At 59.6% G+C, this 15,436-nt stretch carries 12 protein-coding genes and 1 pseudogene; 2 read left to right on the plus strand and 11 right to left on the minus strand.

Annotated elements, in window-relative coordinates; genetic code table 11:
* Positions 1-3: 3 nt before the first annotated feature.
* The 8 genes from GSF67_RS25495 to GSF67_RS25530 all read right to left on the minus strand — a co-directional run bounded on the left by GSF67_RS25495 (position 4) and on the right by GSF67_RS25530 (position 8,966).
* Positions 4-1,686, minus strand: a complete 1,683-nt coding sequence (locus GSF67_RS25495; protein WP_006315794.1) for an SMP-30/gluconolactonase/LRE family protein — start codon at positions 1,684-1,686, stop codon at positions 4-6.
* Positions 1,683-2,666 (minus strand): NAD(P)-dependent oxidoreductase, encoded by a 984-nt coding sequence (locus tag GSF67_RS25500; protein WP_006315795.1) that lies wholly within the window; start codon positions 2,664-2,666, stop codon positions 1,683-1,685. Before GSF67_RS25500 ends, GSF67_RS25495 begins: the two co-directional genes overlap by 4 nt.
* The gene (locus GSF67_RS25505; RefSeq protein ID WP_006315796.1) at positions 2,663-3,745 is read right to left on the minus strand and encodes an ABC transporter ATP-binding protein; all 1,083 of its coding nucleotides are present in this window, start codon (positions 3,743-3,745) and stop codon (positions 2,663-2,665) included. Before GSF67_RS25505 ends, GSF67_RS25500 begins: the two co-directional genes overlap by 4 nt.
* A 2-nt stretch (positions 3,746-3,747) precedes the next feature.
* On the minus strand, positions 3,748-4,578 hold the full coding sequence (locus tag GSF67_RS25510; RefSeq protein ID WP_006315797.1) for a carbohydrate ABC transporter permease: 831 nt from the start codon (positions 4,576-4,578) through the stop codon (positions 3,748-3,750).
* A gap of 10 nt (positions 4,579-4,588) precedes the next feature.
* Positions 4,589-5,515, minus strand: coding sequence for a carbohydrate ABC transporter permease (locus GSF67_RS25515; protein ID WP_010974697.1), 927 nt, complete (start codon positions 5,513-5,515; stop codon positions 4,589-4,591).
* Positions 5,516-5,598: 83 nt separating this feature from the next.
* Entirely contained in the window at positions 5,599-6,870 is a 1,272-nt protein-coding gene (locus GSF67_RS25520) for a sugar ABC transporter substrate-binding protein (protein WP_006315800.1), read from the minus strand.
* 24 nt (positions 6,871-6,894) lie between these two features.
* On the minus strand, positions 6,895-8,061 hold the full coding sequence (locus tag GSF67_RS25525; RefSeq protein WP_006315801.1) for a mandelate racemase/muconate lactonizing enzyme family protein: 1,167 nt from the start codon (positions 8,059-8,061) through the stop codon (positions 6,895-6,897).
* On the minus strand, positions 8,058-8,966 hold the full coding sequence (locus tag GSF67_RS25530; protein ID WP_006315802.1) for a dihydrodipicolinate synthase family protein: 909 nt from the start codon (positions 8,964-8,966) through the stop codon (positions 8,058-8,060). Before GSF67_RS25530 ends, GSF67_RS25525 begins: the two co-directional genes overlap by 4 nt.
* A gap of 115 nt (positions 8,967-9,081) precedes the next feature.
* Between GSF67_RS25530 and GSF67_RS25535 the strand changes: the two genes are divergently transcribed.
* On the plus strand, positions 9,082-9,993 hold the full coding sequence (locus GSF67_RS25535; protein ID WP_035216523.1) for a 2-dehydro-3-deoxygalactonokinase: 912 nt from the start codon (positions 9,082-9,084) through the stop codon (positions 9,991-9,993).
* 47 nt (positions 9,994-10,040) lie between these two features.
* A complete protein-coding gene (locus GSF67_RS25540) occupies positions 10,041-10,688 on the plus strand; it encodes an SGNH/GDSL hydrolase family protein (RefSeq protein WP_176072114.1) in 648 nt (215 codons plus the stop codon).
* Between the two features lie 23 nt (positions 10,689-10,711).
* Here GSF67_RS25540 and GSF67_RS25545 read toward each other — a convergent pair.
* The 3 genes and pseudogenes from GSF67_RS25545 to GSF67_RS25555 form a co-directional block, all read right to left on the minus strand.
* A pseudogene (locus GSF67_RS25545) lies at positions 10,712-11,767 on the minus strand (lipocalin-like domain-containing protein).
* Positions 11,757-14,165, minus strand: coding sequence for an FtsX-like permease family protein (locus GSF67_RS25550; RefSeq protein WP_006315807.1), 2,409 nt, complete (start codon positions 14,163-14,165; stop codon positions 11,757-11,759). The pseudogene GSF67_RS25545 and the gene GSF67_RS25550 overlap by 11 nt, the downstream one beginning before the upstream one ends.
* The gene (locus tag GSF67_RS25555; protein ID WP_006315808.1) at positions 14,162-14,821 is read right to left on the minus strand and encodes an ABC transporter ATP-binding protein; all 660 of its coding nucleotides are present in this window, start codon (positions 14,819-14,821) and stop codon (positions 14,162-14,164) included. Before GSF67_RS25555 ends, GSF67_RS25550 begins: the two co-directional genes overlap by 4 nt.
* Positions 14,822-15,436 lie beyond the last annotated feature (615 nt).

Raw genomic sequence — 15,436 nt, forward strand, 5'->3', positions numbered from 1 at the left:
GCTTTATCCTTCAAACATGGCAATGCGCGCGCCGGAAATTCCCGGGCGGCATGAAAACAGGCCGCCAGACAGCGGCGCGTCGGCAAGTGTGGATGCAGGCAGTCGTGTGCGGGCGCTGGTGATGAATAGCGTCGACAGGTCCGGCCCGCCAAAGGCAATGCTGGAAGGGCGCGGCACCGGCATGTCGATCACCTGGTCCAGCTTGCCGTTAGGAAGATAGCGACGCACGCACCAGCCATCCCAGATCGCGCACCAGACACCGCCTTCCGCATCCACGGCGAGACCATCCGGCCGGCCATCGGCCACCGGAATGCGGGCGAATTCACGGCGCTGCGACAGCGCACCCGTCGCCGGATCGCAATCATAGGCATGGATGAGGCCGGGCACGGTATCGACGAAATAGAAGGTCCTGCCATCTGGGCTCCAGCCGAGACCGTTGGAGACGATGATGCCGCCTTCCTTGCGCTCGGATGCGCCGTTGGCGTTGATACGATAAAGCGCACCCGTGGGCTTGGAGGCATCGATGCGCATCGAGCCGACCCAGATCGCGCCATCCGGCCCGCATTTGGCATCGTTCAGGCGGTTGTCGGCGATGCCGGCCTCCGGGCTGACGAACGGGGTCAGCCGGCCGGACGCGAAATCCAGCCATTCAACGCCATCCTGCGACGCGACCAGCAACCGTCCGCCGGTGACCGGTATGACGGCGCTGACCAGCTTGCCGGTCTCGCAGGTTTCGTTGCGGCCAGTGGCGGGATCGAAACGGTGTACGGCAGGATGGAGAATATCCACCCAATAGAGCGCATCTTCGCCCTCGTGCCAGACCGGACTTTCCCCCAGCTGCGCACCCCATGGCAGAATGCAACTGAGTTCGGCGCTGGGGCGGCCCGTTGCGGAACGCGGGCGTGGTCGCGAGCTGATCGCCACGGCCCCGGCGGCGCCGGTAATCCGGCGGGCGGCGGCAATCAATTCCCGACCGGCGGGATGAATATTGGAGGAATCGAGCCGCGATGACGGCCCAAGCGCAACAAGCACACCCATCGGCGTATTGTCCCGGCCCATGACAGGCGCAGCAACCGAATTCACGCCCGGCAGATGTTCTTCATAAGAAATCGAATAACCCCTCGCCCGCGTCAGCGTCAGATCGGCCTGCAGCGCATCGAGGGTGGTGATGGTCTTGGCTGTCTGCAGATCGAGTGTCAGGCGATCCAGCAGGGCGCGGCCGACAGCGGGATCCTGAAACGCGAGCAGCGCCTTTCCCGGCGCCGTGCAATGCAGGGGAACGCGGCGTCCTACCTCGACGCGCACGGAAAGACCGTTCGGCGAGCGCTCGGCGAGATATTGCGTCATCGTGCCGTCAAGCCGGCACAGCGCAACCGTCTCCCCCAGTTCGGCGGCCAGCCGCTCGAGTTCCGGCGTCGCTGCCGAGACGAGATCGAAGCTCTCCCAGACCTTATGGGACATTTCCAGAAAACGCTGGCCGAGAACATAGGTGCCACGGGCCTCATCCTGACGCACGAGGCCATAGGCGATGAGGGTCCGCAGGATGCGCGCAAAGGTCGGCTTCGGCAGGCCGGAGGCGCGCAACAACTCGGCAAAACGCGGCGGTTCAGGCGCATCGGCAACCATGTCGAGCAGGGTCAGACCCTTGGCCAGCGCCGCCGTGCCGCCCGGCGTCTCGGGTTTCATCGCCTCTGCTCCTTCGCGAGCCGTTGCCGCCTTGCGGTGGCCGCTTCTTCCAGCATCCTGTCCATCGTCCATTCTGCTTCAAACCCCAAAGTGTTTCTGATCCGCTCATTGGACGTATGGTAATAAACGCCGTCGCCGGGAAAATCGACTGTCACGATGGGAAGGCCGGTCAGCGCCGCAATTTTCGGCAGAAGCGCGGCGAAATCGGCCGGTTCATCGGCACCGAGATTGAAGGTGCCGCCCGCCGCTTCGGGGTGATCGAGAGCGAGCAGAATCCCCGCCACCATGTCACGCGTATCGGTTATATGCATACGGAACGGTCGGCCGTTTTCATTACGCGCCAGAATGTGCGACGGCTCACCGATATCGCGGGATTGGAGCAATTCGGCGATGGCAGCGTTTCCGAAATTCTGCTGCTGGTGAATGCGCGGCCGCAGGAAAAACCGGGGACCGGAAAAGAAACTGTCCTCATCCAGCAGCTCTGTCGCATCCTGCGTATGCGAAAAACGCAGGATCACCGTTTCCATGGCGCCGCTTCGCTGATGAAATCGCACCAGCTCTTCGCCCAGAAGCTTGGTCAGACCATAGGGCGAATTGGGGCAAAGCGGATGGTCCTCGGTGACCGGCAGGAACTCCGGCCGGTTTTCCGGATAGACCTCACCCGAGGAGGCGAAAACGAACCGCCGCACACCAGCCGCCGAAGCCGCATCCAGAAGCCGGCGCGTGCCCTCGACATTGACGGCAAACATGCGGTCGCGATCCGCCGGAGCCCAGGACATAAAGGCGCCAAGATGCAGGACGGCGCTGACGCCCATGATGGCATCGGACAGTGCCTGCCCATCCTCCAGCGACCCGACGACCTCCTCGCCGCCGGTTCCCGATGGCCTGAGATCAAAACCGCGAACGGTGCGGCCCTGTGTGCGCAAGGCGGCAACAACGGCACGGCCGACACGGCCTGCCGATCCGGTGACGAGGATCATAGCCGTGCTCCGGTCTTTGCATCGAAGAGATAAAGCTGGGCCGGATCGAAACCGAGCCGGAGCGCCTCATTGCCGGGAAGGTTACCGGTGTGCGAGACGCGTGCGATCAGCCCCTTGGACTTGCCCTCCTCACCGTCAGCGACCCTTGCACCTTCCGCATCGAAATAGACGTATTTTTCAGATCCCAGGCTTTCTACCAGCGTCGGCCGAACATCGAAGGTGACCGGCGCGTCGCCCAGAACGAGATGTTCCGGCCGCAGGCCGACGATCACGCTGCCCTCCCGGCCGACAGCGCCCGGCAGGGAAACCGGTTGCCCAAACAGGGTCACCGCGCCGCCGCGCAGTTCCGCGTTGAGGAAATTCATGCCGGGCGAGCCGATGAAACCGGCAACGAAAAGATTGGCCGGATTGTTGAAAAGCTCGTCCGGTGCGGCGATCTGCTGGATGATGCCGCCCTGCATGATGACGACACGGTCCGCCATCGTCATCGCCTCAACCTGATCATGCGTCACATAAACGGTTGTGACACCGATGCGCTTGTGCAATGCGCCGATTTCCGCACGCATGTGAACGCGCAGCTTGGCATCGAGGTTGGACAGCGGCTCATCCATCAGGAAGGCCTGCGGCTGGCGCACGATCGCACGGCCGAGCGCGACGCGCTGGCGCTGACCGCCCGACAGATCCTTGGGCTTGCGATCGAGATAGGGTGTGACTTCCAGAATGCGCGCCGCATCATCGACCCGCCGGTCGATCTCGGCCTTGTCCGTGCCGCGCATCTTCAGGCCGAAGCCGATATTCTGGCGAACGGTGAGGTGCGGATAAAGCGCATAATTCTGAAACACCATGGCGATGTCGCGGTCACCCGGCGCCAGATCCGTCACCTCGTTGTCGCCGATGAAAATCTGCCCTTCGCTTGCCGGTTCGAGACCGGCAAGGATTTTCAACATCGTCGACTTGCCGCAGCCGGACGGCCCGACCAGCACAACGAACTCGCCGTTCTCGATCTCAAGCGAAAAGGGCCTGAGCACGTTCAGCGCGCCATAGGACTTGCTGACGTTGCGAATGGAAATATTGGCCATGCTTATTTCTCCGCGCCAGCGGTGAGACCGCCGACCAAATAACGTTCCAGGAACAGGTAGATTGCGATGATCGGCAGCGCGATGAACACGGATGCGGCGGAAATGTCGTTCCAGTAGGTGACATATTCGCCCTGCATCGTGGTGATGCCGAGATTGGCCGTCCAGTTGTCCGGCGAGTTGACGAGGAAGGTGCGCGCATAGGCATAGTCTGCCCAGCTGAGCACGAAGGCATAAAGTGCGGTGGCGGCAAGCCCCGGCGTGGCGATGGGAAGCACGACGCGCACCATTGCGCCGATCGGCGAGCACCCGTCCACCATGGCGGCCTGCTCCAGCTCCTTCGGAATGGTGTCGAAATAGCCTTTCAGCATCCATGTGGCGAAAGGAATGATCATCGTCGAATGCGCCAGAACCAGTGTCCACAGGCTGCCGATCAGGCCGAAGCTCGAAAAGATCGAAAACAGCGGAATGACCAAAAGCGTCGCGGGCAGCATCTTCGCCGTCAGCACGAAGAGACCCATGGTCGCACCACCCCTCATGGAATATCGCGACAGCGCATAACCGGCGCTGACCGAGACCAGCATCGACAGCGCCACCGAGCCGATGGCCGCCAGCATCGAATTCCACAGCCATAGCAGGATCGGTTTTGCCGCCCAGACCCGGGCGAAAATGTCCCATTGCGGATCGTCCGGCCAGAAGGTCGGCGGCAGGCGATAGAGCTCATCGGTGGTGGAAAGTGCGGTAACCAACAGCCAGTAGACCGGGAACAGGACCATCACCAGCGTGAAGATCACAGTCGCGTAAAGGGCAAGGCTCTGTAAAAATGTCCGTTTCATCAAAGCCTCCTCAATAGATGGATTTCGAACGCCGGCCGAGCATCAAAAGGCTCGCGACGATGCAGATCACCAGCGTCAGCACGCCGACGGCGGCGGCGCGGCCGAAATTGTGATATTGGAAAGCCTGGTCATAGGTCATGATCGACAGCGTCTGGGTCGAACGCAGCGGCCCGCCACCGGTCAGAACCTTGATGATGGAGAAGTCGCGGAATACCCACAGCAGCGTCAGCACCAGCGTCACGCCCAGCACCGGCATCAAAAGCGGCATGGTGATCCAGCGGAAACGCTGCCACACACTCGCGCCATCGACCTTCGCCGCCGCATAATAATCGGCCGGGATGGACTGCAGGCCAGCGAGACACATGATCGAGACGAAAGGAAAACCCTTCCAAACCATTGTGATTGCCACCGCCCAGAAAGCGGCCGTGGAACTACTGACCCACGGGATCATCTGGTCGGTAAAACCAAGTTTGATCGCCAGCCAACCGAACAGACCGAAGGACGTGTCGAACATCCACGCAAAGATGACGACCGCGATGATTTCCGGCACTGCCCAGGGCAGCGCCATTCCCAGGCGCGCGACGGACCGGCCTTTGAACCGGTTGTTGGCGAGAAGCGCCGTGCTGAGCCCAACGGCGACGCTGCCGGCGGTAACGACCACGACCAGCTTCAGCGTTACCCAGCAGGAGAGCCAGAATTCCGGCGACGAGAACAGCCATGTATAGTTGCTCAGCGAAAACGGCCGACTGGCGCCGCCGAGCCTTGGTATCTTCACCTGCTGGAACGACAGGTCGATGGCCAGAACGAGCGGCCAGACGATGATGGCGGCAACCATCAGGACCGCGGGCGCGATCAGAATATAGCCGAGGAGATGTTGTCGGCTGGGACGCGCAAGATCGAAGAACTTGCGACGCCCAGCCCGAACGGGTTCGGTCATGGATGGTCCTCCTGCCAGATGCGGATGATGGCCATGGCCCTTTGCGGGCCATGGCAGGACAACAAGATCAGGACAATGGGGGATCAACCCTTGATGGCTTCGGCCTTTGCCTGCATGGTTTTCGCCACCTCTGCGGGATCAAGATCCTGAATGATCATCCGCTGGCTTTCTTCCATCACCATCTTGCTGAACTCGTTGTAGAAAAGTTCAAGCCCGGTCGGAATGCGGTCGATACCCGCCTCGGACGCGGCCTTCATCGTCTCGATCAGCACCGGAAAATGCGGGATGGTCTTTTCGACGCCCGAGACGTCGGCCTTCGGACTTGGCGGGGTGTTGCCGCCAAGGGTTGCGTAACTGCGCTGGAATTCCGGCGTCATCGTCAGCTTGATAAAATCCCAGACCAGTGCCTTCTGGTCATCGGGAATATCGGCCGGCATGGCCAGCACGTTGGACGATCCGCCAAGCGGCGGATGAAGCGGCGGCGCGACATAAACGATGTCGCTTTTGGCCGAACCCTTCTCGGTGGTGCCGTAAAGCCAGGGCCCATCGAGCCGCATGGCCATCTTGCCATCGGCAAACAGCTTGCGCACGTCACTGGCGCTCATGTCGACCGGGCTGATGCCGCTCTTCATCACGGTTTTCCAGCGTGAAAGGCCTTCGACCATCTGCGGCGTATCGATGGTGATATTACCGTCCTTGTCGGTCCAGTAGGCGCCGGCATCGAGGATATAGTTCAGCATTTCCGTCAGATATTGCCCCGGACCGCCCTTGGTTTCGTGGCCGGTTCCGAACTGGTCGATGATGCCGTCGCCGTTCAGATCCTTGGTCGTCGCTTTTGCCGCGGCCAGAAACTCGTCATAGGTCTTCGGAACCGCAACGCCCGCATCTTCCAGAAGCTTCTTGTTGTAGGCCATGACGAAACCGAAATAGTTGGTCATGATGCAGACGGTTTCGCCGTTCCATTCGCATTTTTGCTGGCCGGCCCAGCCCGTCATGTCGATGCCGTCCTTCTTCAGCCACGGATCGAGCGGTTCCAGCCAGCCACTATCGGCAAACATCTGGAACTCGAACGACGCCAGATGCACGATCTGCGGCGGCTGGTTGGCGGCAAAAAGCGTGGTCATCGTATCGGCGCAGGAACTGCGCTCCGCCTTGGTGAACTCGATTTTCACACCCGGATGCTGTTTCTCGAAGGCGACGATGGCGGAGCGCCACCATTCCCCCGTTCCGGCATCGTCGGTCTGCCAAGAAATGAATTTCAGCACGGTATCGGCCATCGCAGGCGCGACAGCGCCCATCGTCATCAAAACGGCGGTCGCGGTGCCCAGCGCCAGCTTTTTCATTCTTTTGGTCATGGTTTCCTCCTCCAAAAAACCAAATCAGATACGTTCAATCAGACCGAGTGCCGCCTCCGACGGTCTTACCCCAAGTCCCGGTCCGGACGGCAGGTGATATCTGCCCTCGCGGCAATCCATGTCACCTTCCAGCAGACGGCGGTTCGGCTCGAAGATCGAGTGCTGGAATTCGTGTCCCTTCAGCATCGACAACGTCGATGACGCCTGCAGGCTGGCGGCAAGGAAGATGCCGGCGCCGACGGTGGCGTGCGGGATCACGTCAATGCCGTGTTCGGCGGCAAGTGCACCGATGCGGATGAAATTGGTGATGCCCTTATGGCCCATTTCCGGCTGCACGACCGCGATGCGGCAGCGTTCGATGCGGGCGCGCATATCCCAATGGGTGCGCCATTCCTCGCCGACGGCAATCGGCACGTCGGTGTTCTTAGAAACCTTCTCCAGACCGGCAATGTCCTCCGTCCAGACGGGAGCCTCGGCGAACCACGGGTCAAAGGACTGCATTTCGGCAATCAGTTCCAGCGCCCGTTCCGGCGTCTGGTTCCAGTGCATGTCGGCGGCGATCTTCGCCTGTGTGCCAAGCACCTGCCGGAGATTGGCAATTTCCGCCGCCGGGCCGTCATCAGCTACCGGTGTTGCGAATTTGAAAGCGTTGAAACCGCGATCCTGCCAGTATTTCGCCAGCTCCCCGCGCGCCTTCAACGTTCTTTCAGGCAGGCCGGAAACATAGGCCGGAAAACTGTCCACGCCGCCGCCGAGAAGGTCGTGGATGGATTTTCCGGCTTCCTGCCCGGCAATATCCCAGAGCGCAATATCGAGCGCGGCAAGTGCATCGACGTAAAAGCCGCCGGTATAACCGCGCACCCGCATCATGTCATAAAGGTCGTCATAAACAGCCGAAGGATCGGACGCATCACGGCCGATCACAAAACCGGCGAGAAGATCATTGATGAGGGCGGCAACCGCGCCGGGGGCGACGATACCATAGGTCTCGCCCCAGCCGACAGTGCCGGCCTCCGTCGTCATGCGCACCAGCACGCTGCGGTCGAAGGTGGGGTAGACCGTGCGATTGCCCTTGCGCACGATATAGCCGTTGGGATTGACCACCTCGCCTTCCCTGAGCGCGCCAAGATAGGGAACCTTGCGCGGCTGGGTCAGCGTGAAGACTTCGACGGTTGCGATGGGGCTGTTCATGCGGCCTCCCCGGCAACAAGGCCGAGTTCGACCAGATTGGCGTCGATATCGGCAAGCGCCGCCGTATCAAGCTCGGGTGTCGGGGCACGCACGCCGACGCCGTCGATCACGCCGCGACGGGCGAGCACATATTTGGTCAGCCGCATGCGATAGACCGCCTGCAGAACCAGAAGCGGAAGGGTACGGACATAGATCCGGCGAGCCTCTTCCTGCCGCCCGGCAACAAGCGCCCGGTCGATGGCCACATGTTCCTCGGCGATCTCCAGCGCCGGCATCGCGGCCGTAGCACCTCGGGCATATTCGTCGAGAATATAACGCGCGCCGCCGCCACCGATGACGCCCTTCAGCGTCGAAGGCGCATGGGCGATAATGTGGCTGATGGCCGGGCCGGCGGGAAGCGTTTCTTCCTTGACGTAGGTTACCTGCGGCAAGGCGCGCACGATCTCCACGATCGCCTGTGGCGAAAGATCGGAGCCGCGCGGTGCAGGCGCGTTCTGCAGAATGATTTCAACCTCGGGCAGCGCCTCGACGATCCTGCCGAGGAATTCGATCAGCGCTGACGCATCCGTGCCGACCGATTTGGGCGGCTGCACCATCAGGTGGCGAATGCCAAGCGCCGATGCCGCCCGCCCATGCCCGACCACCTCACGCCAGTCGGCCGCGCTTGCACCCGCCACGACCGGCACGCGGCCCGCCGCTGCGTCCACGACGATCTTCAGCAGCGCCGCGCGCTCGGCGGCATTCAAAGTCTCCACCTCGCTGGCGAAACCGGGAAACACGACACCATCCACGCTCTTGTCGAGCGCAAAGACCACCAGCCGCTTCATACCCGCTTCGTCAATACCACCATCAGCCAGAAACGGCGTGGGCAGAACAGGCAAGATCCCCTTGAGGCCAACCACCATCTTTCTCCTCCCATTTAAGTATCATATATTGATACCTTGAATTCACTAATTGACACTACATAGACTTGCGCCGTATGACAACCCCCCAGATGAAATGAACGAGGAGGTTCACGAAATGGCATCACAGGCGACATCGATCATCGTCGATTGGGGAACGACATCACTACGGGCAACGCTCGTTGGTGAAAGCGGCGAAGAACTCGATTATCTTGAAACTACCGACGGCATTTCGAGCCTTGGCAAAGGTCAACACGAGCCTGCACTGATGACTGCACTAGCCCCTTGGTTCTCAAGCCTGGGCGCCCTGCCCGTCGCCGCGTTGGGTATGATCACCAGTCGCAACGGCTGGGTGGAAGTTCCGTATGTGCAATGCCCGGCAGGCCCGGCGGAACTTGCCGCCGGTACAGTGCGAAGGTCACTGCCGAATGGGTCAGAGCTCGTGTTTTTACCCGGTCTTCAGGATCCTCTCAGAAAACCTTTCCCAGACGTTATGCGAGGGGAAGAAACGCAGGTCATCGGCCATGGTCTCGACAAGGACATTACGATCATCATTCCTGGCACGCACAGCAAATGGGCGCGTGTGAAAGCCGGGAAAATCGACTGTTTCCAGACCTTCGTCACGGGTGAAATCTTCAATCTGCTCATCAATCACTCCTTTGTCGCCCGCGGCTCTACCCAGCCCGCCGTTGACGACGCTGACGCCTATCTTTGGGGACTTCACGAGGCCAAGCAGTCCACCGCCATGTCGTCCCTTCTGTTTTCAGCCCGTACAGGCACTCTTGCGGGCAAGCTGTCGGCGGATCAATTGAGGTCGTTCGTCAGGGGGCTGGTCATCGGGCAAGAGTTCCGGCAGGCACGGGATGCGAACTGGTTTGGGGAGAATGGTCGGGCGACGATCGTGGGTAATGATGGCCTGAATGACCTTTACGTGCAGGCAGCGGAAATCTTTGCTTTGAAAATATCGTTGGGTGCTGACGACGATTTGACCAAAGGCGCTCTGACGGTCCTGCATCAGGCACTTTCCTGAGAATTTGAGGGCGGGACCCAACACGTTCCAGAATAAAAGGAGTGATGATGTACGACTTTCCAGCCAGCATCGGCACCAACCGCTATGATAGTGATGTTATTGTCGTCCTGACGCGACTCCAGCGCCTCGGGCTGCCGGACGATCCGATCGCATTCTACGGCTCCTCGTCGTTCCGACTGTGGAACTCGCTGGCCGAGGACCTGAACTCGCTCAACGTTGTCAATCTGGGGTTTGGCGGGGGAACATTTCTGTCCGCCATCCACTACATGGGCCAGCTTCTTGTGCCCCTGAAACCAAGACAAACGCTCCTCTATTTCGGTGAGAACGACATTGCGAGCGACGGACAAACGGCTGAGACCGCGTTTCGCCATTTCCAGACACTGATGAATCGCATTTCTGAAGGGCTGCCCCAAACGCGCTTATACATTCTTGCGATCAAACCCAGTCCAGCGCGCTGGATTTATCGCGACGAATTCGACCGTTTCAATCGATTGACGCAGGCTTGGTGTGAAAACCGATATAAGGTGACTTGGCTTGACCTGAGTGGCGACCTGCTCGGTGAGAACGGCTTGCCGATGTTTCGCTATTATCAGCCCGACCTCGTTCACCTCAATGCGGCCGGCTATGCGGTCTGGGCGCAGTCTCTCAAGACTGCTCTCGGCATGAGGCCATCGGTTGACAGGCCTGAACGTTAAAGAGCCAACCGGAAATCGGGTTTTCAGTACCCCGTCATTTCCAGATAACCCCGCCCGCTGGTGGTTCCGCTAAACTCTATCGGCCCCTCCCAATAAGGCATCGAGGTTGCCATCCATGCCTGCTCATTGAGAGCCACTGTTTTGATATCAAGACCACGGCTCGGAATCTTCACGTTCCATTCCACCGGCATAACCCTGCCGTTCACAGTCGCGGTCCGCAATGGAGATAGCTGCACATCTGCCGGATTTATGGGTGATGTTTTGCCATCGGCCGAAATCCAGTTGGCGGAGATATATTCTCCTTGCTCTTCCCGCAGCCGGAACGCCATGAGCTTTTCGCCGGATGCCAGATGGAGGGAAAACCAGTCCCATCCCTTCTGGTTTGACGCCAGCGGCTGCGAAGACCATTCCCGATCGAGCCAGGCTTTGCCAGTTACCTCCTGGTTCTTACCGTCGAGACCGATAGTGCCACTGACGTCGTAAAATGGCTGGGAGTAATAATAGCTTGCCTGTCCGTCCGCCGATTTCACCGAAAAACCTCTTTCCCCCTAGGGCCCGCGGGCCTGAAGTTTCAGTTGATAATGGAAGTCCTCGCCGCCAGCGTTCAGATCAATTTGATCCAGCTGATCGGCGAGGCCGGTCGTTGCCGCCTTCATCTGCCAGTTGTCGATCCAGGCTTCGAACGGTTCGGCTTCGACAGCCGCCTGCCCAACGCCGCCCCGCGCCAGTCTTTCCGCAACATAATGGCGGCTCGCGGTCGTGACGGCGGCATGCCCCAGCCATATCTGCGGATCTGCCCATCCGGCGCGCCGACCCGGTTGAAGCGCCGAGCGAAAGAGCGTCCATTGGACGCCCAGTTGTTCGCCACCCGCTGTCTGCAGGTTTGCGGTAACATACCACCACTCAATCCTGAAATCTGGATGCGGCCCGTGGTCTCGTGGAAAAGTCGGAGCGACCCCTCTTTGGGGAATGCTAAAGCCCTCGGCGCTTGAGCCGAGGCCGGCAAAACCCTGTCCAACGGCCACGGCAGGTGCGGGCAAGGACAAGGCGCAAAGAAGAAGGATGCGTTTAACGTTCATTGGCAAATATCCTCAACAGATCGGCCGGCGCTGTTTTTGCCAATTGACGCACCGGAATCAAAACGGAAATCACAGCAGCGAAAAGCGCGACGAGGCCGAGTTTCACCCATTCCCAGGGAAACAGGATCATCGGCAGGCGCCATCCGAATGCCTCCACATTGATGATCGTCAGCAGAACCCAGGCCAGAGCGAGGCCGACGGGAATGGCGGCTACGAAGGTAACGAACCATAATGCCAGCGCGCGAATAAATTCCAGCCACGCCAGATCGCGGCGGCGAAGCCCTAGCGCCCAGACAGGAGCGAGTTGCGGCAGCCGCAGCGAGGCAAGCGTCAAAAGACTGGAAAACATGGCAAAGCCGGCAACGGCAAGCGTCAGTATGTTCAGTGCGCCGGTCACCGCGAAAGTCTGTTCAAAAATGGCGGCGGACTGCCGTTTGAGTGAGGCCTGATCCACGATATTGTCTTGTGGCAGGCCAAAGTCGTCTATCAGACGTCGGCGAAAATCAGCCGCATCATCAGGTGCCACGCGAAGACCGTAACGCAGCTTTTCAACATCTGGATAGTGTTGATTAAGAGCATTGATACCGATAATCACTTGCCCCGTCGGATTGCCGTAATCCGAAAAAATACCGACGACCGTGGCGCTCCAGCCGCCTGGCAAGATGATTTTCTGACCAAGCGAAGCATTTCCGCTTCTCCAGAACTGCTCGTTGACGAGCGCTCCGCGCCCGCTCGCAATTTCATCCCACGTTGTGGCAGAGCTAAGAATCAATGGCCAGTGATCTCTGTATGTAGGATCATCGGCGACACCGAAAATCTGAACCTGTGCCCCGGAGACTTCGCCACGGGTGCTCCAGATCGGGAGGACTGCCCTTGCGTGATCTGGAAACCATTTGCGCAGGCGGGCAGCTTCGGCCTCATCGCGTGCCGTCACGTAAACCTCCGCCGCAAGCCGCTGATCGAGCCACCCCAGAAACGTCTGCCGAAAACTGGAAACCATCGTGCCGACGCCGATGTTGGCCGATAGGGCAAGTAACAGTGCCATCAGCGCGAGAGAAAGCCCCGGCAACTGCTGCCTTGTGTCGGCAAAAAACCATCGTGCCAGCACATGCCGAGACGACCGTTCACCTGCCCTCAGAGCCAGGGCCAGCAGTGGGGGAAGAATAAATGCCGCGCCAAGCAGAAAGGCCGCAAGTATCGCAAATCCCGCCAGAAGCCCACTGCCGATCCAGATGAGCAGGCTGGACAACGCGATTAGAAATATCCCTGCGATCGCCTGAAGCACCAGACTTTTGACGGATGCTATGGTCCACACCCGGCTATGTGCTGTCGACAATATCGGCATTCTCCAGACGCGATAAAGATGTTGCAGCGAAGAAAGCCACGTCCCGACCAATGCCATGCCAAGACCAGTCAGCCACCACTCGGGGCGAATGGAAAGTGAGCCTGCAACACGCGCGCCATACAGGCCGCTCAACGTTGCTGCCACGCCGGGCAGAAGCGTGGAGGCCACAACGTAGCCTAGGACAACGCCGAGAGCGCCCGCCACGAGGGCGAAAAGCGTTATTTCGATAACGAGCATCGTCGTCAGCGAACTTAGCGGGATACCGAGCGACCGCAAGGTCCTGAACGTACCGCGCCTCTGCTCGAATGACAGTCCCGTTGCGGAATAAGCGATAAAAAGTCCCACCACGAAAGCCAGAAAGCCGAAGGCGGTGAGATTGAGGTGAAAACTGTCGGTGAGCCGAGCGACATCCGGCCTCCCGCCGGCCTCTTTCAGGGACAGTTCGGGTGCGACGGTCGCAACCGCCTGAATGTCCAATTTTTGCGTTGGAGAAATGACGATGCGGCTGAGGTTTCCATTGCGGTGCAGAACGCGGTCGGCTGTGGAAATGTCGACAAAACCTGCTCCGTCGGGAATGTTCGCAGCCGTTTTGATGGGAAGTCCTGAAGTGTCTTTCAACGTGCCGGCCGTAGCAGGCGATACGATCATCACGCCGGGTGCCGTCATGAAGTCTATTAGTCCGGATGGCTCCCCAACGGGTAAAACCCTTCCTTCCGATGGCATCGTCAACGGGTCGATCCCGATAAGCCTGATACGCGTTGTACCAAACCTGTGTTCACCCTCGATGATTGGCGACACATCAAGGCCAGCCCGGCGGAGGCGTGCATAAGTGTTGGAGGAAATCGTGCTGCCGTCCTTAGCTACCAGTTGATCGAGCTGGTTTTGCGCCAACACTGACGCAGCGCGGTCATAACTGGCGCGGGCTTCGGCATTGATGGCCTGCACGGCAGACCAAAGGGCGGTCGCGAGAGCCACTCCCACAAAAAGCGTGAAGAGTTGCAGGGGTCTATGGCGCCAATGCGAAAGCAATGCCTGAAACGCGGTGCGGTTCATTGCGAAACTTTCCCGCCGGTGAGCGTAATACGCCGATCGAGTTTCGCCGCCAGCCGGCTTGAATGGGTGACAAGCAGAAGTGCGATCTTGGCTGATTTCGCCAGTTGCAGCATAATGTCGATGACGATGTCCGCGGTCGCTTCATCGAGATTGCCGGTCGGCTCGTCGGCAAGGATCAGTGGCGGCCTTGCTGCAAGTGTCCGCGCGATCGCAACCCGCTGCTGTTGCCCGCCGGAGAGTTGCTCGGGATAGCGACCGAGAAACGATGCAATTCCGAGCGCTTCGACCAGTGTCTTTTCCCAGGTTGGGTCACACCGGCCAGCGAGCTTTGCGTGGAAAGAAATATTGGATCCGACATCTAGGCTTGGGATGAGATTGAACTGCTGGAAGATCAAGCCGACATCACGACGGCGAAACAGTGCACGACCTCTATCGTCCAAATCGACGATATTGCGATCCCTCACCATGATGATGCCACTGTCGGGGAGTTCAAGGCCCCCGACGAGGTGAAGGAGCGTGCTCTTTCCACTGCCGGACTCTCCCGTCAGGGCGAGGCTTTCGCCCGCATCGAGTGAAAGGCCGACACCATTGAGCACGGGTATTGTGCCCTCAGCGGTCTCGTAGGTCTTTCTGATGTCGCAGATTGCCAGGATCATGGGGCGTCGCTCTAATTCATCTTATACGATCGGATGTGTCTGCAGGTTTCAATCAATCTCTCTCGAGGATGTTCCGGTGATGCGCTGCATAGGATAATCCGCATTCGGCCTCTGTTCGGGTAGATCGGTTGTGCTCCATTATTACCGTTGCGTGCGATGCAGTCACGCCGCTTCCAACTACAAAAGCGCGCTCCACCCCCTGAAAATAGAAAGGTACGAAAATTGCACCGGGCCACGATGCCGACACCTGATATTTTCGTCAGTGAACTGTCAGTGATGCAGGCCCGGCGCGGCCTCACGCAATGTAGTTTTCCGGGCCGGAGAGATCGATGATGGTTGAAACGAAAGATGGCGGCGGCAGCAGCAGCCCCACTGGCGGTGGGCGTGACAGCGGAGCACCATAATCGATGTCACGACGGGGCAGTAACGTCTGGGATCGTCGGCGCGCACACGAACTCACGGCCCAACCGGTCGTGTAAAAGTCTCGCGCCAAAGAAACACGCTCGTTTATTTTGGACAGTCAGTAAAAGCGATCCCGCGACACCAATTGACCGGCGAATAAGTAGCTCGTTCGGCATTGGAACCGCGGGCTGATCTCCAGCAGCCCGCTCCCAC

It is taken from the genome of Agrobacterium sp. CGMCC 11546 (assembly GCF_013365515.1).
In the GTDB taxonomy this organism is placed as follows: domain Bacteria; phylum Pseudomonadota; class Alphaproteobacteria; order Rhizobiales; family Rhizobiaceae; genus Agrobacterium; species Agrobacterium fabrum.

Bases quoted from the DNA above. Each gene is read 5' to 3' on its own strand.
- GSF67_RS25525 (WP_006315801.1), bottom strand. From the start codon at position 8,061: ATGAACAGCCCCATCGCAACCGTCGAAGTCTTCACGCTGACCCAGCCG.
- GSF67_RS25510 (WP_006315797.1), bottom strand. From the start codon at position 4,578: ATGAAACGGACATTTTTACAGAGCCTTGCCCTTTACGCGACTGTGATC.
- GSF67_RS25500 (WP_006315795.1), bottom strand. From the start codon at position 2,666: ATGATCCTCGTCACCGGATCGGCAGGCCGTGTCGGCCGTGCCGTTGTT.
- GSF67_RS25555 (WP_006315808.1), bottom strand. From the start codon at position 14,821: ATGATCCTGGCAATCTGCGACATCAGAAAGACCTACGAGACCGCTGAG.
- GSF67_RS25535 (WP_035216523.1), top strand. From the start codon at position 9,082: ATGGCATCACAGGCGACATCGATCATCGTCGATTGGGGAACGACATCA.
- GSF67_RS25495 (WP_006315794.1), bottom strand. From the start codon at position 1,686: ATGAAACCCGAGACGCCGGGCGGCACGGCGGCGCTGGCCAAGGGTCTG.
- GSF67_RS25505 (WP_006315796.1), bottom strand. From the start codon at position 3,745: ATGGCCAATATTTCCATTCGCAACGTCAGCAAGTCCTATGGCGCGCTG.
- GSF67_RS25515 (WP_010974697.1), bottom strand. From the start codon at position 5,515: ATGACCGAACCCGTTCGGGCTGGGCGTCGCAAGTTCTTCGATCTTGCG.
- GSF67_RS25550 (WP_006315807.1), bottom strand. From the start codon at position 14,165: ATGAACCGCACCGCGTTTCAGGCATTGCTTTCGCATTGGCGCCATAGA.
- GSF67_RS25540 (WP_176072114.1), top strand. From the start codon at position 10,041: ATGTACGACTTTCCAGCCAGCATCGGCACCAACCGCTATGATAGTGAT.
- GSF67_RS25530 (WP_006315802.1), bottom strand. From the start codon at position 8,966: ATGGTGGTTGGCCTCAAGGGGATCTTGCCTGTTCTGCCCACGCCGTTT.
- GSF67_RS25520 (WP_006315800.1), bottom strand. From the start codon at position 6,870: ATGACCAAAAGAATGAAAAAGCTGGCGCTGGGCACCGCGACCGCCGTT.